Annotated in this window: 23 protein-coding genes; 2 read left to right on the plus strand and 21 right to left on the minus strand. The window is 70.0% G+C overall.

All coding sequences use genetic code 11. The features are described 5' to 3' along the window. Positions 1–79: 79 nt before the first annotated feature. From AC5P1B_RS04900 to AC5P1B_RS04955, 12 genes are all read right to left on the minus strand, one after another. A complete protein-coding gene (locus AC5P1B_RS04900) occupies positions 80–2,908 on the minus strand; it encodes a DEAD/DEAH box helicase (RefSeq protein ID WP_493884973.1) in 2,829 nt (942 codons plus the stop codon). Positions 2,909–2,959: 51 nt separating this feature from the next. Continuing rightward, positions 2,960–3,922 (minus strand): diacylglycerol kinase, encoded by a 963-nt coding sequence (locus AC5P1B_RS04905; protein WP_493884975.1) that lies wholly within the window; start codon positions 3,920–3,922, stop codon positions 2,960–2,962. A 17-nt stretch (positions 3,923–3,939) separates the two neighbouring features. Continuing rightward, a complete protein-coding gene (gene tatC, locus AC5P1B_RS04910) occupies positions 3,940–4,923 on the minus strand; it encodes a twin-arginine translocase subunit TatC (protein WP_493884977.1) in 984 nt (327 codons plus the stop codon). Between the two features lie 62 nt (positions 4,924–4,985). Beyond that, positions 4,986–5,279 (minus strand): Sec-independent protein translocase subunit TatA, encoded by a 294-nt coding sequence (gene tatA / locus AC5P1B_RS04915; protein WP_493884979.1) that lies wholly within the window; start codon positions 5,277–5,279, stop codon positions 4,986–4,988. 251 nt (positions 5,280–5,530) lie between these two features. Beyond that, positions 5,531–5,734, minus strand: a complete 204-nt coding sequence (locus tag AC5P1B_RS04920; protein ID WP_493884981.1) for a hypothetical protein — start codon at positions 5,732–5,734, stop codon at positions 5,531–5,533. Positions 5,735–5,835: 101 nt separating this feature from the next. Beyond that, positions 5,836–6,084 (minus strand): hypothetical protein, encoded by a 249-nt coding sequence (locus AC5P1B_RS04925; protein ID WP_493884983.1) that lies wholly within the window; start codon positions 6,082–6,084, stop codon positions 5,836–5,838. Between the two features lie 42 nt (positions 6,085–6,126). Beyond that, positions 6,127–7,080 carry a helix-turn-helix transcriptional regulator gene (locus tag AC5P1B_RS04930; protein ID WP_493884985.1) on the minus strand — a complete coding sequence of 318 codons (954 nt, stop codon included), beginning with the start codon at positions 7,078–7,080 and terminating at the stop codon, positions 6,127–6,129. 20 nt (positions 7,081–7,100) lie between these two features. After that, positions 7,101–8,126, minus strand: coding sequence for a helix-turn-helix transcriptional regulator (locus tag AC5P1B_RS04935; RefSeq protein WP_493884986.1), 1,026 nt, complete (start codon positions 8,124–8,126; stop codon positions 7,101–7,103). Positions 8,127–8,298: 172 nt separating this feature from the next. Continuing rightward, positions 8,299–8,673, minus strand: a complete 375-nt coding sequence (locus tag AC5P1B_RS04940) for an FKBP-type peptidyl-prolyl cis-trans isomerase (RefSeq protein ID WP_493884987.1) — start codon at positions 8,671–8,673, stop codon at positions 8,299–8,301. 39 nt (positions 8,674–8,712) lie between these two features. Further along, complete coding sequence (locus tag AC5P1B_RS04945) at positions 8,713–9,711, minus strand: FKBP-type peptidyl-prolyl cis-trans isomerase (RefSeq protein WP_493884989.1); 999 nt, start codon at positions 9,709–9,711, stop codon at positions 8,713–8,715. Positions 9,712–9,827: 116 nt separating this feature from the next. Beyond that, positions 9,828–11,189, minus strand: a complete 1,362-nt coding sequence (pafA, locus tag AC5P1B_RS04950) for a Pup--protein ligase (protein WP_493884991.1) — start codon at positions 11,187–11,189, stop codon at positions 9,828–9,830. 9 nt (positions 11,190–11,198) lie between these two features. Continuing rightward, positions 11,199–12,470, minus strand: a complete 1,272-nt coding sequence (locus AC5P1B_RS04955) for an MFS transporter (protein WP_493884993.1) — start codon at positions 12,468–12,470, stop codon at positions 11,199–11,201. Positions 12,471–12,773: 303 nt separating this feature from the next. Here AC5P1B_RS04955 and AC5P1B_RS04960 point away from each other — a divergent pair, with 303 nt between their 5' ends. Beyond that, positions 12,774–13,832 (plus strand): LacI family DNA-binding transcriptional regulator, encoded by a 1,059-nt coding sequence (locus tag AC5P1B_RS04960; protein WP_493885415.1) that lies wholly within the window; start codon positions 12,774–12,776, stop codon positions 13,830–13,832. 471 nt (positions 13,833–14,303) lie between these two features. Here the strand turns inward: AC5P1B_RS04960 and prcA are convergent, their stop codons facing one another. The 6 genes from prcA to arc form a co-directional block, all read right to left on the minus strand. Further along, positions 14,304–15,272, minus strand: a complete 969-nt coding sequence (gene prcA, locus AC5P1B_RS04965) for a proteasome subunit alpha (protein ID WP_493884995.1) — start codon at positions 15,270–15,272, stop codon at positions 14,304–14,306. Positions 15,273–15,327: 55 nt separating this feature from the next. Further along, positions 15,328–16,173 carry a proteasome subunit beta gene (prcB, locus tag AC5P1B_RS04970; protein WP_493884997.1) on the minus strand — a complete coding sequence of 282 codons (846 nt, stop codon included), beginning with the start codon at positions 16,171–16,173 and terminating at the stop codon, positions 15,328–15,330. Continuing rightward, positions 16,125–16,637 (minus strand): endonuclease VII domain-containing protein, encoded by a 513-nt coding sequence (locus tag AC5P1B_RS04975; RefSeq protein ID WP_493884999.1) that lies wholly within the window; start codon positions 16,635–16,637, stop codon positions 16,125–16,127. Before AC5P1B_RS04975 ends, prcB begins: the two co-directional genes overlap by 49 nt. Before the next feature lie 84 nt (positions 16,638–16,721). After that, complete coding sequence (locus AC5P1B_RS04980) at positions 16,722–16,940, minus strand: ubiquitin-like protein Pup (RefSeq protein WP_493885417.1); 219 nt, start codon at positions 16,938–16,940, stop codon at positions 16,722–16,724. 130 nt (positions 16,941–17,070) lie between these two features. Beyond that, positions 17,071–18,582 carry a depupylase/deamidase Dop gene (gene dop / locus AC5P1B_RS04985; RefSeq protein WP_493885001.1) on the minus strand — a complete coding sequence of 504 codons (1,512 nt, stop codon included), beginning with the start codon at positions 18,580–18,582 and terminating at the stop codon, positions 17,071–17,073. 275 nt (positions 18,583–18,857) lie between these two features. After that, positions 18,858–20,624, minus strand: coding sequence for a proteasome ATPase (arc, locus tag AC5P1B_RS04990; protein ID WP_493885003.1), 1,767 nt, complete (start codon positions 20,622–20,624; stop codon positions 18,858–18,860). A 240-nt stretch (positions 20,625–20,864) separates the two neighbouring features. Here arc and AC5P1B_RS04995 point away from each other — a divergent pair, with 240 nt between their 5' ends. Further along, positions 20,865–21,203, plus strand: a complete 339-nt coding sequence (locus AC5P1B_RS04995; RefSeq protein ID WP_493885005.1) for a ferredoxin — start codon at positions 20,865–20,867, stop codon at positions 21,201–21,203. 167 nt (positions 21,204–21,370) lie between these two features. Here AC5P1B_RS04995 and AC5P1B_RS05000 read toward each other — a convergent pair whose 3' ends face one another. From AC5P1B_RS05000 to AC5P1B_RS05010, 3 genes are all read right to left on the minus strand, one after another. Then, entirely contained in the window at positions 21,371–21,970 is a 600-nt protein-coding gene (locus AC5P1B_RS05000) for a hypothetical protein (protein ID WP_493885419.1), read from the minus strand. Positions 21,971–22,268: 298 nt separating this feature from the next. Continuing rightward, complete coding sequence (locus AC5P1B_RS05005) at positions 22,269–23,198, minus strand: tRNA (adenine-N1)-methyltransferase (protein WP_493885007.1); 930 nt, start codon at positions 23,196–23,198, stop codon at positions 22,269–22,271. A gap of 156 nt (positions 23,199–23,354) precedes the next feature. Continuing rightward, complete coding sequence (locus AC5P1B_RS05010) at positions 23,355–24,590, minus strand: site-2 protease family protein (protein WP_493885009.1); 1,236 nt, start codon at positions 24,588–24,590, stop codon at positions 23,355–23,357. Between the last annotated feature and the right edge of the window lie 60 nt (positions 24,591–24,650).

The raw sequence follows: 24,650 nt of genomic DNA on the forward strand, positions 1-24,650 counted from the left end.
GACACGGTGCCCCGCCGGGCTCACCCGGCGGGGCACCGTCGTCGTTCAGCGGGCGTCCGCGGCGGGCGCCCGTCGCCGCTCAGCCCACCGACGAGTACGCTACGACCCCGCGCAGCAGCTCGTCGACCGCCTTGCGCGCGCTGCGCGCGACGGTGCCGCCCGGCGGGGCGGCCACGGCGATCTGCCCGAGCACGTCGATCAGCTGCTTGCACCAGCGCACGAAGTCACCGGCGGGCATCTCGACCTCCCGCAGCACATCGTCCAGACCGTGCCCGGACGCCCAGCGGTACGCCGCCCAGGCGAAGCCCAGATCCGGCTCGCGCTGCCCGACGCCCTCCGTCTGGCTGATCTTGTGATCCTCCTCCAGAGCGTCGAGCCGTCCCCAGATGCGGACCATCTCGGCCAGCGCCTCCTTCGAGGGGCCCGTCGGTACCTTCGGCGCCGTCGGGTCGTCCGCCGACCGCGACTCGTAGACGAGCGCCGACGCGCACGCCGCCAGCTCGGCGGGCTTCAGCCCTTCCCACACGCCCTCGCGCAGGCACTCGCTCGCCAGCAGGTCCAGCTCGCCGTACAGCCGGGCCAGCCGCCGCCCGTCGTCAGTGACCTCGTCGCCCCGCAGATACCCCATGCCGGTCAGGAGCGCGCAGATCCGGTCGAAGGTGCGCGCGATCGTGTTCGTACGGCCCTCAATGCGCCGCTCCAGCTGGCTGTTGTCCCGCCGCAGCCGGTAGTAGCGCTCGGCCCAGCGGGCGTGGTCCTCACGCTCCGCGCAGCCGTGGCAGGGATGCGCACGGATTTCGGCGCGCAGCCGGGTGATCTGGCTGTCGTCGACGGCGGCCGACCGCTCCTTGCGGCGCCGCCCCGGCGCGTGGTGCCCCGCCTTCGTGCGCAGCGCGGAGGCCAGGTCGCGCCGCGACTGCGGGCTGCGCGCGTTGAACGACTTGGGGACGCGCATCCGCTCCAGCGGCTCCACGGCCACCGGGAAGTCGATGGAGGCGAGCCGCTTGACCTGCCGCTCGGCGGTGAGCACCAGGGGCCGCGGCCCGTCGTGGTACTCGAAGCCGCGGTGGCCGTTGGTCCGCCCCGCGGGCAGCCCCGGGTCGAGCACCAGTGCCAGTCCCGCGTACTTGCCCGCGGGGACGTGGATGACGTCGCCGGGCTTGAGCTTCTCCAGGGAGGCCGCCGCGGCGGCGCGCCGCTGGAGCGCGCCCTGCTTGGCCAGCTCCGTCTCCCGGTCGCTGAGGTGACGGCGCAGCCGCGCGTACTCCTCGAAGTCGCCCAGGTGGCAGGTCATCGAGGCGCGGTAGCCCGCCATGCCCTCCTCGTTGCGCTGCACCTGCCGGGAGATCCCGACGACCGCCTTGTCGGCCTGGAACTGCGCGAAGGAGGTCTCCAGCAGCTCGCGGGAGCGATGCCGCCCGAACTGGGAGACGAGGTTGACCGCCATGTTGTACGAGGGCTTGAACGAGGAGCGCAGCGGATACGTCCGGGTGCCGGCGAGACCCGCCAGCGCCGTCGGGTCCATGGCCCGCTGCCACAGCACGACCGCGTGGCCCTCGATGTCGATGCCGCGCCGCCCGGCGCGGCCGGTCAGCTGCGTGTACTCGCCGGGGGTGATGTCGGCGTGCTGCTCACCGTTCCACTTGACCAGCTTCTCCAGGACCACCGAACGTGCGGGCATGTTGATGCCGAGTGCCAGCGTCTCGGTGGCGAAGACCGCCTTGACCAGGCCCTTGACGAACAGCTCCTCGACGACCTCCTTGAAGGTCGGCAGCATGCCCGCGTGGTGCGCGGCGATGCCCCGCTCCAGGCCCTCAAGCCACTCGAAGTACCCCAGCACATGCAGGTCCTCGTCGGGAATGGACGCCGTGCGCTCCTCCACGATGGTGCGCACCCTGGCCCGCGCCGCGTCGTCGTTCAGCCGCAGCCCGGCGAACAGGCACTGCTGCACGGCCGCCTCGCAACCCGCGCGGCTGAAGATGAACGTGATCGCCGGAAGCAGGCCCTCCGAGTCGAGCCGGTCGATGACCTCGGGCCTGGTCGGAGTCCAGATGCGGCTGCGCTGGCGGCGCTCGCGCTCCCGGTCGGCCTCCCGCATGGTGGCCCGCCCGCGCTTGTCGCGACCGGAGTTCGGGCGGCTGTTCTCCATCCGGGCCAGCCGCTCCAGGTCCGGGTTGACCTCACGGCGGCCGCCGCCCGGCGTGCCCTCGGGGGTGCTCCGCTCCTCGAAGAGGTCGTACATCCGGCGCCCGGCCAGCACGTGCTGCCACAGCGGCACGGGGCGGTGCTCGGAGACGATCACCTCGGTGTCGCCGCGCACGGTGTCGAGCCAGTCGCCGAATTCCTCGGCGTTGGAGACGGTCGCCGAGAGCGACACCAGCGTCACCGACTCCGGGAGGTGGATGATGACCTCCTCCCACACGGCGCCACGGAACCGGTCGGAGAGGTAGTGCACCTCGTCCATCACCACGTAGCCAAGGCCGGTCAGCGACCGGGAGCCCGCGTAGAGCATGTTGCGCAGCACCTCGGTGGTCATCACGACCACGGGCGCCTCGGAGTTGACGCTGTTGTCGCCGGTCAGCAGGCCGACCTTGTCCGCGCCGTAGCGCTTGACGAGGTCGGAGTACTTCTGGTTCGACAGGGCCTTGATGGGCGTGGTGTAGAAGCATTTGCGGCCCTGGGTCAGGGCCAGATGGACGGCGAACTCGCCCACGATGGTCTTCCCGGAGCCGGTGGGGGCGGCGACCAGCACGCCCTTGCCTGCTTCGAGTGCCTTGCATGCGTCGGTCTGGAACGGGTCCAGATCGAACTCGTACATCTCGCGGAACGGGGCGAGAGCCGTTGCCTGGTCGGCCGCCCGCAGGCGGGCCGCGGAATATCGCTCGGCGGGAGATAGCTCTTCGGTCATCGTGTCTACGAGCCTACCGGCCACCTCCGACAACGACCCGATCTTTATCACTCACCGGGCGCCACATTCGGACCCGGCCCGGCGGCCGCCGCCAGGAAAGCGGAACCGGGGCCGCCGCGCGGCGCAGCCGCCCAGCAGCCGGACCGCGCCGGGCACGGTGACCGCCGTCAGCGGCAGCGGCCCCAGCGGCTCCCCGTCCGCGTAGCCGGTCAGTCCCTCAGCGGCCAGCGCTATCCTCGCCACCCGGTGCACGGTGACCGCTGGATGGCTCAGATGCGTTCCCCGGTAGACCCGCGGAAAGACCCGAAGCAGCGTGCCGCGGCTGCACCGGCCGACGACCGTGACGTCGAAGAGGCCGTCGTCCATCCGCGCGTCGGCGCAGATGCGCATCCCCCCGCCGTACGAGGAGCCGTTGCCGACGGCTATCAGCGTCGCCTCGATCTCCTGCTCGGGCCCGTCGTCGAGCCGCATCCGGTAGGAGAGGGGCCGCAGGCCCGCCAGCTCGGCGAGCATCGCCATGTCGTAGCGGAAGCGCCCCGACGGCCAGCGCATCCGGTTGCCCCGGTCATTGACCCGGGAGTCGAACCCGGAGGCCAGCACGGTCCCGAACCAGGTGCCCCCGGCCCTGCCGAGGTCGATGGGGCGGCCGCCGTCCGACTTCAACGACTCGGCGATCAGGCGGGCTGCGCCCGCGGGGTTCCGCACCGGCAGGCCCGTGGCCTGCGCGAAGTCATTGCCGGTGCCGACGGACACCACCCCCAGCGGGGTGCCCGTCCCCGCGACCGCCTGGAGCGCCAGCGACGTCATGCCGTCCCCGCCGACGGCGATCAGCGCCCCCGTGCCACCGGCCACCGCGTCCCGCGCCCGGTCCAGCGCGTCCCCCGCGTCAGCGCCGAGGACCGTCCGTACGGTGAATCCAGCCGCCCGCAGCACCCGGGCGGCGGGCTGAGCGGCGTGCGCACCCCGGCCCCGGCCCGCCGTGGGATTGACGAAGAGAGTGATGTCGCTGGTCACGCACGGAATCTACCTGGTCAGGTGATGTCGTCGTAGCCGCTTCGCCGGGTCGGCCCGGGAGCCCCGCGCTCGTCCGCCCCGAGTTCGGCCGGGGCACCGCTCGCCGAGACCGGCTCGATGTCCCCCACCTCTTCCGGCGTGTGCTCCAGGCTGGACGCCTCGTCGTCATCGAGGCCGAAGTCGGGGTCGGCGGCACGCACCTTCGCCCGGCGCCGGTCATTGAGCATCGAGACGCCGACCGCGCAGAAGTAGAGCAGGGTGACGGGACCCGCCAGGGCGAACATGCCCACCGGGTCGGTCGACGGGGTGGCCAGCGCGCCGAAGACGGTGATGCCCATGATCATTCCGCGCCACCAGCCGAGCATCCGGCGACCGGAGACCACACCGCCGAAGTTCAGCAGGACCAGCACCAGCGGCAGCTCGAAGGCGAGGCCGAACACGACGACCATGCGGGTCAGCAGGTCGATGAAGTCATCCAGCGGCAGCAGGTTGTTCGCGCCGTCCGGAGTGAAGTCGAGGAGCACCTTGGCGGTCGTCGGCAGGATCGCGTACGCGAAGAAGCCGCCACCCACGAAGAGCGGCACACCCGCGGCGACGAAGGCGACCGAGTACTTCTTCTCGTCCCGGTGCAGACCGGGCGCGAGGAACGCCCACAGCTGGTACAGCCAGATCGGCGTGGACAGCACCAGGCCCGTCATGAAGGAGACCTTGAGCATGATCGTGAACGGCGAGAGCAGACCGTTGACGGTGAAGTAGGCGCACTTCTCACCGGCCTTGTTGCCCTCCAGCTCGGACACCGAGACGCCGCCGCATCCGACCGAGTCCAGTACCGGCTTCATGAGGAAGTCGACGATGTCCTTGTAGTAGAACAACGCGACAGCCGTGATGAGGCAGATCGCGAGGACCGCTTTCAGCAGCCTGTTGCGCAGCTCACGCAGGTGCTCCGCGAGGGGCATGCGACCCTCGGGGTCCTTCTCCTTCTTGCGGGCAGGCTTGAGCAACCCACGTCCTCATCTCGTGCGTCAGACGGCGGCCACCGGCCACCGCCTCAGTCGGCCCTGGGTCAGCGCTTCGTCGTACGGTCGCTCGGCTCGTTCACCGGACGGGAGCTGCTCACGTCGCCGGGAGCGGCCTGGATCGTACGCTGGCCGGCCTGGTCGGCGGTGTCCTCGTGCGGCGGGTCGGCGGGGGCGCTCTGCTTGGTGTCCGACTTCATCGCCTTGGCCTCGCTCTTGAGGATGCGAGCGGACTTGCCGAGGGAACGCGCCATGTCCGGAAGCTTCTTCGCGCCAAACAGCAGGATGATGACGACGAGGATGAGGATGATCTCGCCCGTGCCGATCTTTCCACCGAACATAAGTATTACCTTCTCACCGAGGCGGCTGGGGTGGCTGTCCGACCGTACGGACGGGGGAGTCCGGCAGCCGTGCTGGCAGCGATCGTAACGCGCGGGAGTAAACGGGTGGCAATCCCCGGGCGTCCTCCCGGTTGCGGTCCCAGGCCTCGCTACCAGGGCCGCGCCCTCAGCGTACCGCTCACGTGTTCCTCTGAGCAGAGTGCCTTGACAAGGCGGCCTGATCCGCACCCGTGTCCCGCCCTACGGCGCCGTCACTCCCGCCGCAGCCCGTCCACATGCGCGGCCAGCGGCCCGGTGGCCCGCTCCAGATCCTCGGCGGCCCGCGTGATCCGCTGTGAGCTCTCTCCCACCTGCCGAGCCAGCCGCCGCACCTCGCGGTAGACGCGCACGGCGAGAACAGCGAGAACGGCGATCCCGCAGAAGGCGAGAGCGAGAGCAAGCATCGGCCACAGCATGGGGAGCAACCTATCGGGCGGGGCCCGCGGCCCGGCAACCGCCCGCCGGAGGCCCGGCACGGCTGCCTGCGCCGCGGCGCGGACGCGTCAGCCGTGTTGGCTCAGAGCGTGGAGTGCAGCCGCAGCGTGCTGACCCCGCCGGTGGTCAGCAGTTCCACTATTCGCTCCCCCGCGGGCTTGCGGACCGCGCTGCCGCAGTCCGGGCAGGTGAAGGAGTAGAACGTGGTGCGACTCGTCCCCCCGACCACCAGCCGCAGGGCCTCCGCCGTCAGCTCGAAGCTGCCCCGGCACTGGGGGCAGGCAGCCTTGAAGATCACCGGGGTGGCCCGCCGCGTCGCCGGTGCCGTCATCTGTGCCCTCCCACTCGCCGTACGTTCACCGCACCCGCGTACTCACTCGCCGTACGCGGCCAGCGCCCGCTGAGCCGCGTCCCTGGCACTGTCCGCCAGCTCCTGCGGCGCGACAATCCGGCCATCCCTGCCGAGCCGCAGCGCCAGGCGGCGCAACGAGCCGGGCTCAGGCGTCCGCAGGGTGATCCGCAGCCCGCCGTCCGGCAGCTCCTCGGCGCTGTCGTGCGGGTAGTACTCGGCGACCCAGCGGCCGCCCGGGGCGACGTCGATCACCACCTCGGGGTCCTCCGCCGCGGGCTGCACCAGCCCCTCCGACAGATCGCGCAGCTCGACCGGCGGCGGGTCGGCCGCCTCGTCGAGGAGCTTGATCTCCGCGACCCTGTCGAGCCGGAAGGTGCGGCGCGCCTCGGACAGCCGGCACCACGCCTCCACGTACGTGTGGCCGAGCACGAACAGCCGGATCGGGTCGACCTCCCGCTCGGTCAGCTCGTCCCGCGCGGGTGAGTAGTAGCGCAGCCACAGCCGCCGCCGCTCGGCGATGGCGCGGTCCACATCGGCGAAGACCCCGCCCTCTGATTCGAAGGTCACCGACAGCCGGGAGCTGGCGCCCGCCGCTTCCCCGGCCGCCGCCTCCAGCTTGGCGGTCGCCCGCACCAGCGCCTGCCGGTCGCCCTCGCGCAGCCCCGGCAGGGTCGCCACGGCGCGGGCGGCGACCAGCAGCGCGGTCGCCTCGTCCGCGGCCAGCCGCAGCGGCTCCGTCCCGGCGCTGTCCGGGTTGTGCCACCAGATGCGGTCGCCGTCGGTGTCTATGTCGAGCAGGTCACCGCCCCGGAAACTGGTGCCGCACATCGGCAGCACGTCGAGGTCGGCGATCAGTTCGTCCTCGGTGATGCCGAACGCGCGGGCGACATCGCTGACGCGCGCCCCGGGGCGTTCGCGCAGATACGTCACCAGGGACAGCATCCGCCGGGTCTGGTCAATGGCGTTGGTTGCCATGAAACGTCGGTCCGTCCCTCTCAGCCCTTGGCCACGGCGCGCAGCCGGTCCACCACATCGGCCCGCAGCTCAGCGGGTTCCAGGACCACCACTTCGGGTCCGAGCTCCACCAGCCAGGCGTCGAGCCCGTGCCCGTACGGGATCTCCAGTTCGTCCCATCCCTCGTCCTGCCCGGTCTCCGCGCCACTCGCGGCGGCACCGGCCGTCAGCGCGGGCTCGGGGGGCACCGGCCGCACGCTGATCGCCTTGGCGCGCAGCGGATAGCCGTGCCCGGCGCGCAGCCTGATCCGGGCGGTCCCCGTCGCCGTCTCCCCCGCCCAGCTCTCCACGGTCTCGCGCACCGTGACGTGGTCGGGCACCTCCGCGGTGAAGGCCCCGGTCCGGGAGCGGACCTTGCCGCTGATCCGGGACAGCCGGAAGACCCGCTCCGCCGCCCGGTCCCGGTCCCACCCGGCGAGATACCAGTGGCCGCGCCAGCACTCCAGCGTCCACGGCTCGACCTGGCGGCGCTCGGGACGCGCCGAGTTCGCCTTCCGGTAGTCGAAGACGACCGGGCGGCGGTCGCGGCAGGCCAGCATCAGCGGCTCGAAAGCGGCCTCGTGCGCCGGGATGCGGGGTTCCAGCGCGCTGTGCGCCATCGTCTCGTACGGCTCCTCGGCGAGCGGCATCCCCGCCGCGCGCAGCTTCTGCAACGCGCCGCTGGCCGCGCCCGCCAGCCGCGCCTGCTGCCACACCTTCGCGGCGAGACCGAGCGCGGCGGCCTCCTCCGCGTCGAGCGTGATCGGCGGCAGCCGGTTACTGTCGCGGCGGGCCAGATAACCCTGCTCACCGTCGATGCCGTCGACCGTCTCGATGACCAGGCCCAGCTCGCGCAGGTCGTCCTTGTCCCGCTCGAACATCCGGTTCACGGCCTCGTCGCTGCCGGTCGCGTCAGCTTCCAGGTACGCCTCAATGGAGGCTCGCAACTCCCGTTTCGTCAGCGGGCGCCGGGTCCCCAGCAGGCACAAGGCCAAATTCATCAGCCGCTCGGCCTTGGCAATCGCCATCGACGCCTCTTCTCAGGGGACAGCTCTTACGACGGTGACCGTACCGCTACCGGGAGCGCGGGCAAAAGCCGAGGGTCCGTGCCCGGGCGGTATACCCGGGCACGGACCCTCGCGGGCCCGTCCGCGACGCCTGTGACGGCTCAGCTCCGACGGGCCTGGCGGCTCAGCTGTGTCAGACGGCCATCAGGTCGCAGACGAAGATCAGCGACTCGCCGGGGGCGATCGCGCCGCCACCGGCGCCCCGGTCGCCGTACGCCAGGTTCGCGGGGATGACCAGCTCGCGACGGCCGCCGACCTTCATGCCCTGCACGCCCTGGTCCCAGCCGGCGATGACCTGGCCGGCGCCCAGCTGGAACTCCAGCGGGGTGCCGCGGTTCCAGCTCGCGTCGAACTCCTCACCGGTGCTGAACGCCACGCCCACGTAGTGGACCTTGACGAAGTCACCGGCCTTCGCGACAGCGCCATCGCCCTCCCAGATGTCCCTGACCTGAAGGTCAGTCGGCGGCTCGCCGCCGGGGAAGTCGACCTCAGGCTTGTCGATGCTCACGAAAAAACTCCTTGCTCACGATGTGCAACCGGGACAGTCTTACAGAACCGCCAGGATGTCGACGGAGAAGACCAGCGTGGAGTTGGCCGGGATATCCTTCTGCTTCTTGTCCTTGTAGCCCAGCTTCGGCGGGACCACGATCAGCACCCGGCTGCCGGCCTTCTTCCCGGTCAGGCCCTGCGACCAGCCCTGGACGACCTGCTGGAGCGAGAACTGGGCGGGCTCCTGGCGGGAGTAGCTGGAGTCGAACTCCTTGCCGCCGTCCCACAGCACACCCTTGTACTGCACGAGCACCGAGTCCGACGCCTTGACCTCGGGGCCGTCACCCTCGATGACGTAGTTCGACACGAGCTTCGTCGGCGCCTTGCCCTCGGGCACCTTCACGGAGGGGGCCTTGCCGTCGGTCGCGGTGCCCACCTTCGGCAGGTCCGCGTCGTCCTGCGCCACCGTCTTGCCCTGCGCGGAGCTCTTGCCGTTGTACGCACCGACGATGTCGACGACGAACACCATGGTGTCGGTGCCCTTGATCGTGCCGTCGGGCGTGCCCTTCTTGCCGTAGCCCAACGCCGGCGGGACCGCCACCTGCACCCGGCTGTCCACCTTCTTGCCGACCAGAGCCTGGTCCCAGCCGGGGATGACCTTGCCGATCCCGATAGGGAAGACCACGGGCTTCTTCTGGTCGTAGGAGTTGTCGAAGACCTTGCCCGTGTGCCACTTCTGCCCGAGGTAGTTCACCTGGAGGAAATCGCCCTTGGCCACGGTCACCCCGCGACCGGGAATGACCGTCTTGACCGCGAGGTCGGACGACGGCTTCCCTGAGCCCTTGGCCATGGCGGGCTTCTCGCCGAACTTCGTGCCCTTGGTGATGTCGGGCAGCGGTCCCGCCACGATCTTGCCCGTGGGCTTCGGCTGCTCCGACGGGGTCTTGGAACCGTCGGCCGTATCGGCCTTGTCCTTCTTGTTGTTCTCGTCGTCTCCACAGCCCGCGAGCGTGAGCAGGCCGGCGGGCACGGCAAGGAGTACAGAGCGTCGGCGCACGGAATTCCTCGTTCAGTCGATCTGGCGGTGGGCAATGGGCGTCACTCTACGACGTGCCAAGGGCCCCGCACGAGGAACGTACGGGGCCCGGCGGCGCGCCGCTGCGGCGCGCGTGCTCACATTCCGGCGATCAGCTTCTCCACCCGGTCGTCCACAGACCGGAACGGGTCCTTGCACAGCACGGTGCGCTGCGCCTGGTCGTTGAGCTTGAGATGTACCCAGTCGACGGTGAAATCGCGGCGCTGTTCCTGGGCGCGCCGAATGAAATCGCCGCGCAACCGGGCGCGAGTGGTCTGCGGCGGAACGGACTTGCCCTCGAAGATCTTCAAATCGTTGCAGATCCTTGCGGCTTGCCCCTTCCGCTCCAGCAGGTAATACAGACCCCTGCGGCGGTGGATGTCGTGATACGCGAGGTCTATCTGAGCGACTCGCGGATGCGACATGGTGATGTTGTTCTTCGCCCGGTAGCGCTCGATGAGCTGGTATTTCATGACCCAGTCGATCTCGGTGCCGATGCGGTCGAGGTCCTCCGTACGGATGGCTTCGAGCGTGCGGCCCCACAGCTCAAGGACCTTCTCGACGGTCCCCGTACGGATGCCGCGCCGCTCGCAGAAGTCCACGGCCTTCTCGTAGTACTCCTGCTGGACTTCGAGAGCGGACGCCTCCCGGCCACTGGCCAGACGCACCTTGCGCTGGCCCGTGATGTCGTGGCTGACCTCGCGGATCGCCCGGATCGGGTTCTCCAGGGTCAGGTCGCGCATCACCGTGCCCGCCTCGATCATCCGCAGCACCAGGTCCGTCGCGCCGACCTTCAGCAGCATCGTGGTCTCGGACATGTTGGAGTCGCCGACGATGACGTGGAGCCTGCGGTAGCGCTCGGCGTCGGCGTGCGGCTCGTCCCTGGTGTTGATGATGGGACGCGAGCGGGTCGTGGCTGAGCTGACCCCCTCCCAGATGTGCTCGGCGCGCTGACTGACGCAGTACACCGCTCCACGAGGGGTCTGGAGCACCTTGCCCGCGCCACACAGCAGCTGCCGGGTGACGAGGAAGGGGATGAGAATGTCCGCTAGCCGGGAGAACTCCCCGTGACGGGCCACGAGGTAGTTCTCATGACAACCGTAGGAGTTGCCCGCCGAGTCGGTGTTGTTCTTGAAGAGATAGACGTCGCCCGCGATTCCCTCCTCATGCAGGCGGCGTTCGGCGTCGACGAGCAGGCCCTCAAGGATGCGCTCACCGGCCTTGTCGTGGGTGACCAGCTCGGTCACGTTGTCGCACTCGGGTGTTGCGTATTCCGGGTGCGATCCCACGTCGAGGTAGAGGCGGGCGCCATTTCGCAGGAAGACGTTACTGCTGCGGCCCCAGGAAACGACACGGCGGAAGAGGTAGCGCGCCACTTCGTCAGGTGACAGTCGGCGCTGTCCCCTGAACGTGCACGTGACGCCGTACTCGTTCTCCAGCCCGAAAATGCGGCGGTCCATGACTGAACATTACGCCTGATGCCCTGCTCTGAAACCGGGTTCGACGGTACCGTTTCGATCATTTTCCGCCCCCGCTTCGTTGGCTGTTGGACCATCAGCCTGTGCCGTGTCACCAGCGAGGACGTGCCGGAAGGCCAGCAGCACCAGCAGCGCGGCCACTCCGGCGGCCCCGGGGGTGGCGAAACCCGCGGCGACCCCACCCAGTTCGATCGTGGGCCCGGCGACGGCCGTGCCGACCGCCGCGCCCACCCCGAACGTCGTCACGAGCCAGGAGAACGCCTCGGTCACCGTGCCGCGCGGAGCATGCCGGTCCACGACCACGAAGGCGCAGGCGAGCGCCGGGGCCAGGAACACCCCGGCCACCCCGGCGAACACCGTCATCAGCACCACGCCGGGCACCAGGACCAGTGGCACATAGCCCAGCGCGAGCGCCGCCACCAGCAGCCGAAGCCGCCCCTCGGGCTCGCCCGGCCACACCCGCGCGCCATAGGCCACGCCGCCGACCAGCGCGCCCACACCCAGCGAGGAGAGCAGATAGCTGGAGACCATGCCGCCACCGTGGTCGTCCGCGTACGCGACGGCGCCCACCGCGATCGAGCCCAGCGCCAGCCCGACGAAGAAGAACGAACTGATCAGGACGAGGAGCCCCGGCGAGCGCAGCGCGCCCAGCCAGTGCGCCTCGCGCGGCGCCGACCGCCACTTACGGGACGGCGCGGAGACCACCACGGACAGCGCGCCCACGACGCCGAGGACGTTGATGACCAGCAACGCGGCCGTCTCCGACCAGGCGGCGACGAGCAGCGTCACCATCAGCGGCCCGACCGAGAACATCAGCTCCTGCGCCACGGCGTCCAGCGCGTAGGCGGCGTGTACCCGGTCCTCCCGCCCCAGCACGCTCGGCCACAGCGCCCGCAGGCCGCCCTCCAGCGGCGGCGTGCAGACCCCGGCTATCAGCATCGCCGCGTACGCCACGGGCAGGGGGTCGAGGCCGACGACGGTGAACAGCCCCATGCCGAGTGCGGAGAGCACCGCCGAGGGGAACATGACACGCGGCTGCCCGAAAAGGTCCACGGCCCTGCCGAGAAGCGGCTGCCCGACGGCGGTGCCCACACCGTAGACGGCGGACAGCACCCCGGCGAGGGTGTAGCTGCCGCCCTCGGACCGGGTGAAGAGCACGATGGCGAGCGCCGCCGTCGCGTTGGGCAGACGGCCTACGAGCGTGCCGGCGAGCAACCGCGCCGCGTGCCGGGTCCGCAGCAGCTCGGCATAGCCAGCGGCCATCGTCCACTCCTCTCTAGTCGGCACGCCGCGTCATGCCGCGCCCGAGTGTTACGTATAACTCCTGGGGTTATACGTACCATGGCAGCTGTCAGCGGGTCTACTCGATTCGGTGACGGCCCGGCCCCCGAGCACACGCCGAAGCCGGGCCCGGCCAGGCGCGACACAACGCGACAGAAACGGACAGCGGTGACAGGCACGGCCAGCTCTCCCCACTCCCCCGGCCCCGGGCGGACGCCGGGCCCCGCGGCCGCGCCCGGCCCCGGCGACGCGGCGACTGCCGCCGCGCTCGACCGCTCCGAGGGCGTGGCCGCCGCTCCCGGCCCGGTCGGCGGCGCCCGGCCCACGAGCCGTGATGTGGCGCGCGCCGCGGGCGTGTCGCAGGCCACCGTCTCGCTCGTGCTCGGGGACAAGTGGCGCGGCCGGGTATCGCCCCGGACGGCCGAAGCCGTCCGGGCGGCGGCGCGCGGCCTCGGCTACCGCCCGAACCTCGCCGCCCGCAGCCTGCGCCTCGGGCGGACCAGGACCGCGCTGCTCGTCGTTCCCGCCCTGACCAACGAGTTCTTCGCCCGGGTCTACGCGGGCGCCGCCGAGGTCGCCGCCGCCCACGGCGTGGGCGTCGTGCTCTACCCGTCCCCGGAAGGGACCGGGCAGGCCCGCGACCCCTTCAGCTCGGCGCGTGCCGCACTGGACGGAGTGATCGCCTCCTCCATGGCGTCGGAGGCCCTGACCGATCTGCGCGACGGCGAACTGCCGCTGGTCATGCTGGACAGCGATCCGGACCGGACCAGGGCCACGGCGACCGTGAACGTGGACATCACCGCGGGCATGCGCGAGCTGACACGCCACCTGCTCGCCCTCGGGCACCGCAGGTTCACCCACATCGCCTCCGCCGTGGACTCCTGGACCTTCCACGTGCGCGCCGCGGCGGTGGCCGAGACGCTGGGCGGCGCGGCGGGGATCTCCGTGCACACCGAGCCCGCCGCCATGAGCGTGACCGACGGGCTACGGGCCGCGCAGCGGGCCCTGACCCGCCCCGGGCCCCGGCCGTCGGCCCTGATCTGCGACGACGACATCCTGGCCGCGGGGGCGTGCAAGGCGGCGCGGCGGCTGGGGCTGCGGGTGCCGCAGGACGTGTCGGTGACCGGCTTCGACGACCTCGCGTTGGCCACGGCGGTCGAGCCGGAGCTGACGACGGTGCGGCTGCCCGCGGAGGACGTGGGCGCCGCGGGCATGCGCGCGTTGATGACAGTGCTCGACGGCGACGTGGCGGAGCTGACGACCCTGCCGGTCGAACTGGTCACGCGCGGCTCCACAGCCCCGCCTGCCGAGTCATCGCCACCCGGCGGCGCCTCCACCACCTGACGGCGGGCTCGCCTGGGTGGGGGCCTGGCGGCCGGGTCTGCGGCGGCGCGCTGGGCCGTGCGGCGGCGGAACGTGCCCTGGCCGTGTCCGGCGGAACGGGCTCGAGAGGGGGAGCCCCTGTCCGTGCGTCGCACACCGCGGGCACGTCGTAGCTGATCGCGCGGTTCCCCGCGCCCCTGACGGGGCACCTCCCCCCCCCGCTGTGCCAGGGCTGCCCATGGGCCTCCCCCCGGCCTGGCGGCCGGGTCCGGCGGAACGCGCTGGAGAAGGGGAGCCCCTGTCCGTGCCTCGCACACTGCGGGTGCGTCGTAGCTGATCGCGCAGTTCCCCGCGCCCCTGACGGGGGCACACCCCTCCGTTATGCCAGGGCTGCTTCCCCTGGCCTGGCGGGCAGGTCACACGGCGGCGCCCCGGCAGGCGGAAGTCCGCTTGCCGGGGCGCACCATGCTGCGGCGCGCTGGGCGCCGTGGCCTACTTCTCGTCCTCCGTGGAGTCCTCGGTGGCTTCCGGGGACTTCTCGGCCGGGGCCGGGGCCGCGTCGCCCTTGCCGGAGGGCTTCGCGCCGGAGGGCTTCGTACCGGATGGCTTCGTACCGGCTGACTTCGTGCCGGACGACTTCCCGCCGGAGGACTTCGGCTCGGCCGACCCGGTGTCGGCGCCCGACTCCGTGCCGGACGACTCGCCGGAGGCGTTCTCGGCTTCGTCGTCGTCGCCGTCCAGGGCGACATCCGTCACAGCCCCGTCCGCCTCAAGCAGCCGGGTGAGCTGACGGCCCAGCACCCGCTTGAACTTCCGCTGCTGCGGCCGCGTCCGGTCGAGGACCGCGACCTCAAGCTGCTCGGCGGTGAGGCTGCGCTCTCCGCCGTTGTTGTCCCGGGACAGGGAGTCCACAGCGAGCTTGAGCGCCTCGCCGAGCGTCATGCCGTCCCGGTGCCGCTGGTCGAGATAGGTGCCGATCGAATCGGAGTTGCCGCCGACCGCGACCGAGCCGTGCTCGTCCACGATCGAGCCGTCATGGGGAAGCCGGTAGATCTGGTCGTCCTCGGGACCGGCCCCGACCTCGGCGACGATCAGCTCGACCTCGTACGGCTTCTCGGCGTTGCTGGAGAAGATGGTGCCCAGGGTCTGCGCGTAGACGTTGGCGAGGCCGCGGGCCGTCACGTCCTCGCGGTGGTAGGTGTAGCCGCGCAGATCGGCGTAGCGGACCCCGCCGATGCGCAGGTTCTCGAACTCGTTGTATTTGCCGACAGCCGCGAAGGCGATCCGGTCGTAGATCTCGCTGACTTTGTGCAGCGCCCGGGACGGGTTCTCGGCGACGAAGACGATGCCGTCGGTGTACTGGAGCACGACGACGCTGCGGCCGCGCGCGATGCCCTTGCGGGCATACTCGGCGCGGTCGGCCATGGCCTGCTGGGGTGAGACATAAAACGGCGTCGACACCGGCTATCCGTCCCTTTCTGTCAGTGGCGGGTGCATTGACGGATCTTCCGTGCCGTCAGAGGAGCGCGGCCCGCGGGCCGTCCGGCTCTTCGAGCCGCCGCTCGTGGATGGCGCGGGCGATCTCGGACATCTCGGCATCGGTCAGCCGCCGGAAGCCCTCGTCCGTGATGACCGTGACGATGGGGTAGATCCGCCGGGCGAGGTCGGGCCCGCCGGTCGCCGAATCGTCGTCCGCCGCGTCGTAGAGCGCCTGCACGACGGCGGTCGCAGCCTGATGCTCCGTCAGGTCGTCGCGGTAGAGCTTCTTCAGCGAGCCCCGGGCGAAGACCGAACCCGACCCGGTCGAGGCGAAGCCGTGCTCCTCCGAACGCCCACCGGTGATGTCGTACGAGAAGATGCGCCCCTTCTCGCGGTCGACGTCCCAGCCGGTGAACAGCGGCACCACGGCGAGGCCCTGCATCGCCATGCCGAGGTTGCCCCGGATCATTGTGGAGAGCCGGTTGGCCTTGCCCTCCAGGGAGAGCTGGACGCCCTCGACCTTCTCGAAGTGCTCCAGCTCCAGCTGGAACAGCTTGACCATTTCCACGGCAAGACCGGCCGTGCCGGCGATGCCGACGGCCGAGTACTCATCGGCCGGGAAGACCTTCTCGATGTCGCGCTGCGCGATGACGTTGCCCATCGTCGCCCGGCGGTCACCGGCGAGCACCACGCCGCCGGGGAACGTCGCCGCGACGATCGTCGTGCCGTGCGGCGCCTCGACGGCGCCCTGCACCGGCGGCAACGGCCGGTTGCCCGGCAGCAGCTGCGGCGAGTGCTCGCCGAGGAAATCCATGAACGAGGACGAGCCAGGCGTCAGGAAGGCAGCTGGTAGACGCCCGGTGCTACGAGTGTTGGCTTCCACGCGTTTCCTTCCAGATATGCGGCAGCTCGGCGCACTGTGTCGGGGGCATCCCCTAACTTGCCGATGGCCGAATTACAGTTGAAGCACAGTACGCCACGGACCCTACCCGTCTCATGGCAGTGATCCACATGCTCGGCGGGGGCGGCTAAACAGATCACACAGACTCGGCCCTGCTGCTCGACCAAGCTCTCCAACTCAGCCAAGCTCAAGCCGTACTTGCGCTGGAAGTACGATTCGCGGTTTCGCTGGGTGCGGCACTCGCGACAGTAACTCGCCCAGCCATCCGACGAAGATCTGTTGCGTTCCCATTGATCATGAGGCTTGATCTCCTCACACCCCGGGCAACGCTTGTGTCCGGCCGGCACGAGAACCCTGACCCGCACTCTCCGCCCATTGGCCTCCTGGCGCTGCCGGTAGTACTCCGCGCAGCATTCCCGGCAATACGCCTGGAGGCCATCTCCCATGGACTTGTTGCCTGAAAACGCCCCGCGTGGCAGGACTCGGCGGCATCGAGAGCAACGCTTCACAGTATCGTTCACGTATCTGGACTACTGTCCACCCTTTTGAACAAATGACCTCACGAAATCCTCAGCATTCTCTTCCAAGACGTCGTCGATCTCGTCCAGCACCGAGTCCACGTCGTCGGAGAGCTTCTCCTGCCGTTCCTTGAGGTCCTCAGAAGCCTGCGCGTCCTCGGCCTGCTCCTCGACCTCCTCCTTGGAACGCGTCGCCTTCTGCTGTCCACCGTCGGTGTCTTTGGTCGCCATATCCCTCACCCCGCTCGGTTCGACGTACAAGATCAGACCTTACAAGCCAGGCTCGGCATCGAGCCTGGACTTGCTACAACGTTCGGGAACCACCTCGATGATTCCCTGATCGACGGGCTCTCAGACCCGCTCACCCACCTGACAGCACCCGGACCAGTTCCTCGGCCGTGCGGCAGCGGTCCAGCAGCTCCTTCACGTGGTTACGGGTGCCGCGCAGCGGCTCCAGTGTGGGCACGCGCTGCAAGGAGTCGCGGCCCGGCAGGTCGAAGATGACCGAGTCCCAGGACGCCGCGGCCACGTCGTCGGCGTACTGCTCCAGGCAGCGGCCGCGGAAGTAGGCCCGGGTGTCCTCCGGCGGCTTGTTCTCGGCCCGCTCGACCGCCGGCTCGTCCAGGAGCCGCTGCATCTTGCCGCGGGCCGCCAGCCGGTTGTACAGGCCCTTGTCCGGCCGTACGTCCGCGTACTGGAGGTCCACCAGGTGCAGCCGCGCCGCGTCCCAGTCCAGGCTGTCGCGGCGCCGGTAGCCCTCAAGCAGCTCACGCTTGGCCACCCAGTCCAGCTCGCCCGACAGGCTCATTGGATCACGCTCCAGGCGGTTCAGCACGTCCTCCCAGCGGACCAGGACGTCCTTGGTCTGCTCGTCGGCGTCCGAGCCGTAGCGGTCCTCGACATATTTGCGGGCCAGCTCGAAGTACTCCATCTGGAGCTGGACAGCGGTGAGTGTCCGGCCGCTGCGCAGCGTGATCGGCTGCTTCAGCGTCGGGTCGTGGGAGACCTGGTGCAGGGTGCGTACGGGCTGGTCGACGGCGAAGTCCGCGGCGATGAAGCTGTCCTCGATCATGGAGAGGACCAGCGCTGTGGTGCCGAGCTTGAGGTAGGTCGAGATCTCGGAGAGGTTGGCGTCTCCGATGATCACGTGCAGCCGCCGGTACTTCTCCGCGTCGGAGTGCGGCTCGTCGCGTGTGTTGATGATGGGGCGCTTGAGGGTGGTCTCCAGGCCCACCTCGACCTCGAAGTAGTCGGCGCGCTGACTGAGCTGGAAGCCGTGGTCGTGGCCGTCCTGCCCGATGCCGACCCGGCCGGCGCCCGTGACGACCTGCCGGGAGACGAAGAACGGGGTGAGGTGGCGGACGATGTCGGAGAACGGCGTCGCCCGCTTCATCAGGTAGTTCTCGTGGGTGCCGTAGGAGGCGCCCTTGTTGTCGGTGTTGTTCTTGTACAGGTGGATCGGCTGCGCGCCGGGCAGTTGCGCGGCGCGTTCGGCGGCCTCGGCCATGATCCGCTCACCCGCCTTGTCCCACAGCACGGCGTCCCGGGGATTGGTGACCTCCGGCGAGCTGTACTCCGGGTGCGCGTGGTCGACGTACAGCCGCGCGCCATTGGTGAGGATGACGTTGGCCAGGCCGATGTCCTCGTCCGTGAGCTGGCTGGAGTCCGCTGACTCGCGGGCGAGGTCGAAGCCGCGGGCATCCCGCAGCGGGTTCTCCTCCTCGAAGTCCCAGCGGGCGCGGCGCGCCCGGTGCATCGCCGCCGCGTAGGCGTTGACGATCTGGGATGAGGTGAGCATGGCATTGGCGTTCGGGTGGCCGGGGACGGAGATCCCGTACTCCGTCTCGATTCCCATTACTCGCCGTACGGTCATGCGGCCCTCCTTGCCCGGCGGCGCGCCCCGGTGGGGGCGGCGCTCAAGTACCGCTGCGCTTCTCGTCCGTGTGCGGTCCCCGATCCCCCACATCGGCGCGCTGCGGTACCGATGAGCCTAGAGCGGCTTCGCGGCCGTGGGGAGATCATTACAGTCATTGCTCCAGTCCGTCTTCGGCCGGAATCAATCGGTGAAAAACGCGTCCGGCTGCGAATGCCCCCAGGGTCTCCCGCGAAGGGCGGGAGTGGAAGGACATTCGCAGCCGGAGCGCGCTGTTACAGGTACTGACCGGTATTCGCCACCGTGTCGATGGAGCGTCCGGTGTCCGCGCCCTGCTTGCCGGTGACGAGTGTGCGGATGAACACAATCCGCTCGCCCTTCTTGCCGGAGATCCGGGCCCAGTCGTCCGGGTTGGTGGTGTTCGGCAGGTCCTCGTTCTCCTTGAACTCGTCCACGCAGGCGGCGAGCAGGTGGGAGACGCGGAGACCCTTTTGGCTGTGGTCGAGGAAGTCCTTGATGGCCATCTTCTTCGCCCGGTCCACGATGTTCTGGATCATCGCTCCGGAGTTGAAGTCCTTGAAATACAGGACTTCCTTGTCACCATTGGCGTAGGTGACCTCCAAGAAGCGGTTCTCCTCGGATTCCGCGTACATCTGCTCGACGACCGACTGGATCATTCCGCCGAACGCCGCCTCCCGGGACCCGGCGTGCTCGGCCAGGTCGTCGGTGTGCACGGGCAGCGTCGGTGTCAGGTACTTCGAGAAGATGTCCTTGGCCGCTTCGGCGTCCGGACGCTCGATCTTGATCTTCACATCGAGGCGGCCGGGGCGCAGGATCGCGGGGTCGATCATGTCCTCGCGGTTGGAGGCGCCGATGACGATGACGTTCTCCAGGCCCTCCACACCGTCGATCTCGGAGAGCAGCTGCGGGACGATGGTGTTCTCCACGTCCGAGCTGACACCTGATCCACGGGTGCGGAAGAGGGAGTCCATCTCGTCGAAGAAGACGATGACGGGGGTGCCCTCGCTCGCCTTCTCCCGGGCCCGCTGGAAGACCAGGCGGATGTGCCGCTCGGTCTCACCGACGTACTTGTTGAGCAGCTCGGGGCCCTTGATATTGAGGAAGAAGCTCTTGCCCGCCGGCTTGCCGGTCACCTCGGCGACCTTCTTGGCAAGGGAGTTGGCGACGGCCTTGGCGATGAGTGTTTTGCCGCAGCCGGGCGGGCCGTACAACAGGACGCCCTTGGGCGGCCGCAGTTCATGCTCCTTGAAGAGGTCGGGGTAGAGGTAGGGGAGCTCGACCGCGTCGCGGATCAGCTCGATCTGGTTGCCCAGACCGCCGATCTTTGTGTAGTCGATGTCCGGGACCTCTTCGAGGACGAGTTCTTCGACCTCGCTCTTCGGGATGACCTCGTAGACGTAGCCGGATCGGGAGTCGAGCAGCAGGGCGTCGCCGGCCCGGATGTTGATGTCAAGGAGCGGCTCGGCGAGCCGCACCACGCGCTCTTCGTCGGTGTGTCCGATCACCAGGGCCCGCTCGCCGTCCTCAAGGATCTCCTTGAGGGTGACGATGTCCCCCGCGCGCTCAAACTCCATCGCTTCGACCACGTTGAGAGCTTCGTTGAGCATGACCTCCTGGCCACGCCGCAGCTCTTCAAGGTCGACGCTCGGGCTGACATTCACACGGAGTTTTCTGCCTCCGGTGAAGATGTCCGCTGTGCCGTCCTCGTTTGACTGCAGAAAGACACCGAAGCCAGCCGGTGGCTGTGCCAGCCGGTCGACTTCCTCCTTGAGGGCCACGATCTGGTCACGGGCCTCACGGAGTGTGCTGGCGAGCCGCTCATTCTGAGCGGACACGCCCGCCAGGTTGGTCTGCAACTCGACGATCCGCTCTTCGAGAATCCTCGTGTGACGCGGAGAGTCGGCGAGCTTGCGTCGCAGGACGGCGATTTCCTGCTCTAGATAGGCAACCTGGCCGGCTGGGTCCTCAGACCCCCGCCCGGGCCGGATGCCGCGGTTGATGTCGTCGTCGTGGGCTGCCACGGTCCTCACCTCCTCCAAGGGGAGCTGGACGCTTCCTGACCCTACCTGGGCCGGTGCAGGTTGAAACCCCTAGATCACAAACCGTTCGGGGTGTGTCCGATCTTCACCCTTGCGCACGTCCTCACGCCAGAGGAATACCCACCCAACAACATCGGAAAGCGGGCGGTTGTATCGTCGAGACGGTCAACACCCGTCAGGGCTGGCTTCAATTGGTTCACACACGCAGGAACGGCAGGCGAAATGACCGTGCACGACAAGGTCTCCGGCAACGAGACGACGGCCGCCGAATCCGAGGCTCTTGAGGTGTGGATCGACCAGGATCTGTGTACCGGTGACGGCATCTGCGCCCAGTACGCGCCGGACGTCTTCGAGCTCGACATCGATGGCCTCGCCTATGTGAAAGAGCCCACTCCGCCGGGTGAGGAGGCGGAGCTTCTGGCCACGCCCGGGGCGACCGCTCCGGTGCCGCTGCCGCTGCTGGTCGACGTCAGGGACTCGGCCAAGGAATGCCCCGGGGACTGCATCCATGTCCGACGGGTGTCGGACAAAGTCGAGGTCTACGGCCCGGACGCCGGATAAACCCCGGCCTGCGACGCCGGGCAGGTAACTCCGCGTAACACCGGCGCCGCGCAGCGCTCGGCCCGGTCGGGGTATCCGGCGGGAAGGACCCCGCGGCGTGTGGCCGTGGACCGTCCCCCCGGCGGCCGTGCGACGGCCCGCCCCGGCTCAGGCGCCGCTGCCGGGACTCATACGCTGCCGGGCGCGGGCAGCGCCTTGAGCACGAACTTCCCACCCTCCCAGCGCCAGTTGACGTCCCGCTGCCGGTCGGGACAGCAGCGCGGCACCTGGTCCGACGAGTATCCCGAGAGAGTGGCTGAAACTGTTCCGTCGCTGAGCGTGAACTTCTGGACGCTCATGCCCTCCTCGGGCTCCAGGAAGGTGCTCACCACGCGCGGCTTCGTGCTCTTCCCCGCTGGGTTGCCCGCCGGGTTGCCCGCCGGCGCCAGTACGAAGATGCCGCTGGGCGGGGTCCCGGTCCCTGAGTGGCAGCGCACGACGGCGACCGTCTCCGGCCGTCCGTCGCCGTCGAGGTCGCCCGAGACCTGCCGTACGACGTCCACCGCGGCCCGCCCGCAGTCCATCGGGTAGTCGGCGGCGCGCGCGTCGGGCGCGGTCACAGGGCGGGACCCGGGAGCCGACACGGGGCTTGTTGTGGCGGTGGCGTCCGGGGGCTGGAGCGCGGCCGAGCCCGCCACCACGGCGGCGAGCGCGGCGGCCGTGGCGATCCAGTGGGTCCAGCGGGAGCGCGTATGCGGGAGTCCCGGACGGGAGGGCGAGGCGGACACCGCCTGGTCGGGCGGGTCGGGCGCGGCGCTGGGAGGAGGGGTGGACGCAGAGCCTGCCGGGGGCTGCACGCGGATAACTCCTGTGAGAGCTGTGGCGTCGGGGGATGGGCCAGCATGGTGTCATACCTCACACACGACCGGAACAGCCGGGTACGAGACAGGTCACTTCGCCCAACGACACGGCGCCGCCGACGGTTCCCGTGAGGGGAAGTCGTCGGCGGCGCCGTGTCGTTCGTGCTGGGCGGACCGCCACCACCGCCGCGCCCCGGCTGAAGCCGGGGCGGGTCCGCGGTGTTGGTCAGCCTCGGTCCCCCGGGCGCTCGGCGGCGGACGCGCCACCGCTGGTGCTGCCCGGGCCTGTGTAGTCGTCGCCGTACGCGCCCTTGGCGGGGCGGCGGCGGCGCAGCGGCGGCTCGACGCCGTCGGCGAGGCGGCGGGCGGTCAGGAGGAAGCCGGTGTGGCCGATCATCCGGTGGTCGGGGCGGACGGCCAGGCCCTCGACGTGCCAGGTGCGGACCATGGTCTCCCATGCCGACGGCTCGTTGAAGGTGCCGTGCTCCCTGATCGCCTCGACCGTGCGGGCGAGCTGGGTGGTGGTGGCGACGTAGGCGCACACGATGCCGCCGGGGACCAGTGCCTTGGAGACGGCCTCCAGGCACTCCCACGGGGCGAGCATGTCGAGGATGACCCGGTCGACGTCGGTGTCGGAGAGGTTGTCCTGGAGGTCGCCGACGGTGAGCTGCCAGGCGGGGTGCGGGGCACCGAAGTAGCGCTCGACGTTCTGGGTGGCGATCTCGGCGAAGTCGGCGCGGCGCTCGTAGGAGTGCAGCATGCCCTGGTCGCCGATGGCGCGCAGCAGGAAGCTGCTCAGCGAGCCGGAGCCGACGCCCGCCTCGACGACCCGGGCGCCGGGGAAGATGTCGGCCATCGCCAAAATCTGCCCCGCGTCCTTGGGGTAGACCACGGCGGCTCCGCGCGGCATGGACAGGACATAGTCGGGGAGCAGCGGGCGCAGCGCGAGGTAGGCGACGTTCCCGGTGGTACGGACAACACTGCCCTCGGGAGCACCGATCAGCTCGTCGTGCGGGAAGGCACCCTTGTGGGTGTGGAAGCTCTTCCCGGCTTCGAGCGTGAAGGTGTAGTGGCGTCCCTTGGGGTCGGTGAGCTGGACCTGGTCCCCGACTTGGAAGGGCCCGCGACGGCGGGCGGCACCGGTCGGTTCGGACATGTGACCAGCCTACCGGTCCGGCGCGCGCACCCGGACCAGACCGCCTCCGGGGCTGCCGGAGGCCCGTCTCGGATGGGGCCCTTCGGGGCAGGCACGGGCAGGTGCGGGCAACCCCTCAGGCAGGTGCGGGCAGGCAGAGGCAGGCGCAGGCAGGGTTCAGAAGGGCCGGGCCATCGCGGCGACGAAGGCGCGCTCGACGTCCGCCGTGGACAGCACCCCGTAGATCTGTCCGGTCTCCTCCACGACGAGGTACTCCGTGGCCGGGGTGGCACGCAGGGTGTCGAGCAGCTGCTCACCGGCGAGCTCGGCGGAGACCCGCATGCCCGCCTTGATGTCCTGGGCGAGGCCGCTGACGGCGACCCAGGGGCGGCGGTGCTCGGGAATGCCGACGATGGCGGCCTCGCGGACGACGGCTGTCGGTTCGCCGTCGCTGTTGACGACGACCAGCGCGCGGGCTCCCGCCTCGTTCGCGCGGCGCAGGGCCTCGGAGACGGGAGTGTCGGCCGCGACGGGGACGGCGCGCCGGGTGAGGGTGCGGGCGCGCAGATCCGGGAGGCGTTCGCGGAGCCGGGCCACGCGCAGGCTGTTGCCCGCGCCGGTCCAGATGATCGCGGCGAGGATGGCGGCGAGCAGCGCGTCGGTGAGCGAGTCGACGCTGCCGAAGCCCTCGGAGTCACCGAAGCCGCCGGTGTGGGTGAGCAGCGGCAGGCCGATGAGGACGGCGACGGCCAGCGCGCGGCCGGTCCAGGCGGCGGCGACCGTGCCGGTCATCGGCTTGCCGCTGATCTTCCAGATGACGGCGCGCAGCATCCGGCCGCCGTCCAGCGGCAGGCCGGGCAGCAGGTTGAAGGCGGCGACGATGAGGTTGGAGATCATCAGCCCGGCGAGCAGCACACCGGGCACGGTGCCTGGTTCGACGGTCAGCATGCCGAGGTAGAACAGCCCGGCGAGGACGAGCGAGAGCAAGGGGCCCACGAAGGCGAGGACGAACTCGCGGCCGGGGGTCTCCGACTCCTTCTCGATCTCCGAGACGCCGCCGAAGAACTGCAACTGGATGCGGCGTACGGGGAGTTTGAAGCGCAGTGCGGCGACGGTGTGGGCCAGCTCGTGGATGAGCACGGAGGCGTAGAAGGCGATGGCGAAGAACAGCGAGACGAGATAGCGCGCGTTGCCGAGCTCGGGCAGGACGCGGTCGAGCTGACCGCCGAAGACCCAGGTGATGAGGGCGGCCACCAGGAACCAGCTGGGCGCGACGTATACCGGGACGCCGAAGGGCCGGCCCATGAGGAAGCCTCCGCCGGACTCCTTGGGGCGCTCGGGTTTGCGGCCCCCGGGCTCGGTCGGGCGGTCCGGCCCCCCACTGCCGGCCTTCCGCTGCCCGCTGTTTTCCACGGTGTCCTCTCGTTGTCACGTCCCCCGCACCGCCTGCCGCGGTCCCACGATCATGCAGTG

It is taken from the genome of Streptomyces sp. A01, assembly GCF_059026195.1.

Excerpts from the sequence above, each read along its gene's own strand:
- AC5P1B_RS04920 (WP_493884981.1), bottom strand. The coding sequence starts at position 5,734 with ATGCTGTGGCCGATGCTTGCTCTCGCTCTCGCCTTCTGCGGGATCGCC.
- AC5P1B_RS04900 (WP_493884973.1), bottom strand. The coding sequence starts at position 2,908 with ATGACCGAAGAGCTATCTCCCGCCGAGCGATATTCCGCGGCCCGCCTG.
- AC5P1B_RS04995 (WP_493885005.1), top strand. The coding sequence starts at position 20,865 with ATGACCGTGCACGACAAGGTCTCCGGCAACGAGACGACGGCCGCCGAA.
- AC5P1B_RS04935 (WP_493884986.1), bottom strand. The coding sequence starts at position 8,126 with ATGGCGATTGCCAAGGCCGAGCGGCTGATGAATTTGGCCTTGTGCCTG.
- AC5P1B_RS04925 (WP_493884983.1), bottom strand. The coding sequence starts at position 6,084 with ATGACGGCACCGGCGACGCGGCGGGCCACCCCGGTGATCTTCAAGGCT.
- tatA (WP_493884979.1), bottom strand. The coding sequence starts at position 5,279 with ATGTTCGGTGGAAAGATCGGCACGGGCGAGATCATCCTCATCCTCGTC.
- pafA (WP_493884991.1), bottom strand. The coding sequence starts at position 11,189 with ATGGACCGCCGCATTTTCGGGCTGGAGAACGAGTACGGCGTCACGTGC.
- AC5P1B_RS04955 (WP_493884993.1), bottom strand. The coding sequence starts at position 12,470 with ATGGCCGCTGGCTATGCCGAGCTGCTGCGGACCCGGCACGCGGCGCGG.
- AC5P1B_RS04980 (WP_493885417.1), bottom strand. The coding sequence starts at position 16,940 with ATGGCGACCAAAGACACCGACGGTGGACAGCAGAAGGCGACGCGTTCC.
- AC5P1B_RS05005 (WP_493885007.1), bottom strand. The coding sequence starts at position 23,198 with ATGTCCGAACCGACCGGTGCCGCCCGCCGTCGCGGGCCCTTCCAAGTC.
- AC5P1B_RS04930 (WP_493884985.1), bottom strand. The coding sequence starts at position 7,080 with ATGGCAACCAACGCCATTGACCAGACCCGGCGGATGCTGTCCCTGGTG.
- dop (WP_493885001.1), bottom strand. The coding sequence starts at position 18,582 with ATGACCGTACGGCGAGTAATGGGAATCGAGACGGAGTACGGGATCTCC.
- AC5P1B_RS04975 (WP_493884999.1), bottom strand. The coding sequence starts at position 16,637 with ATGGGAGATGGCCTCCAGGCGTATTGCCGGGAATGCTGCGCGGAGTAC.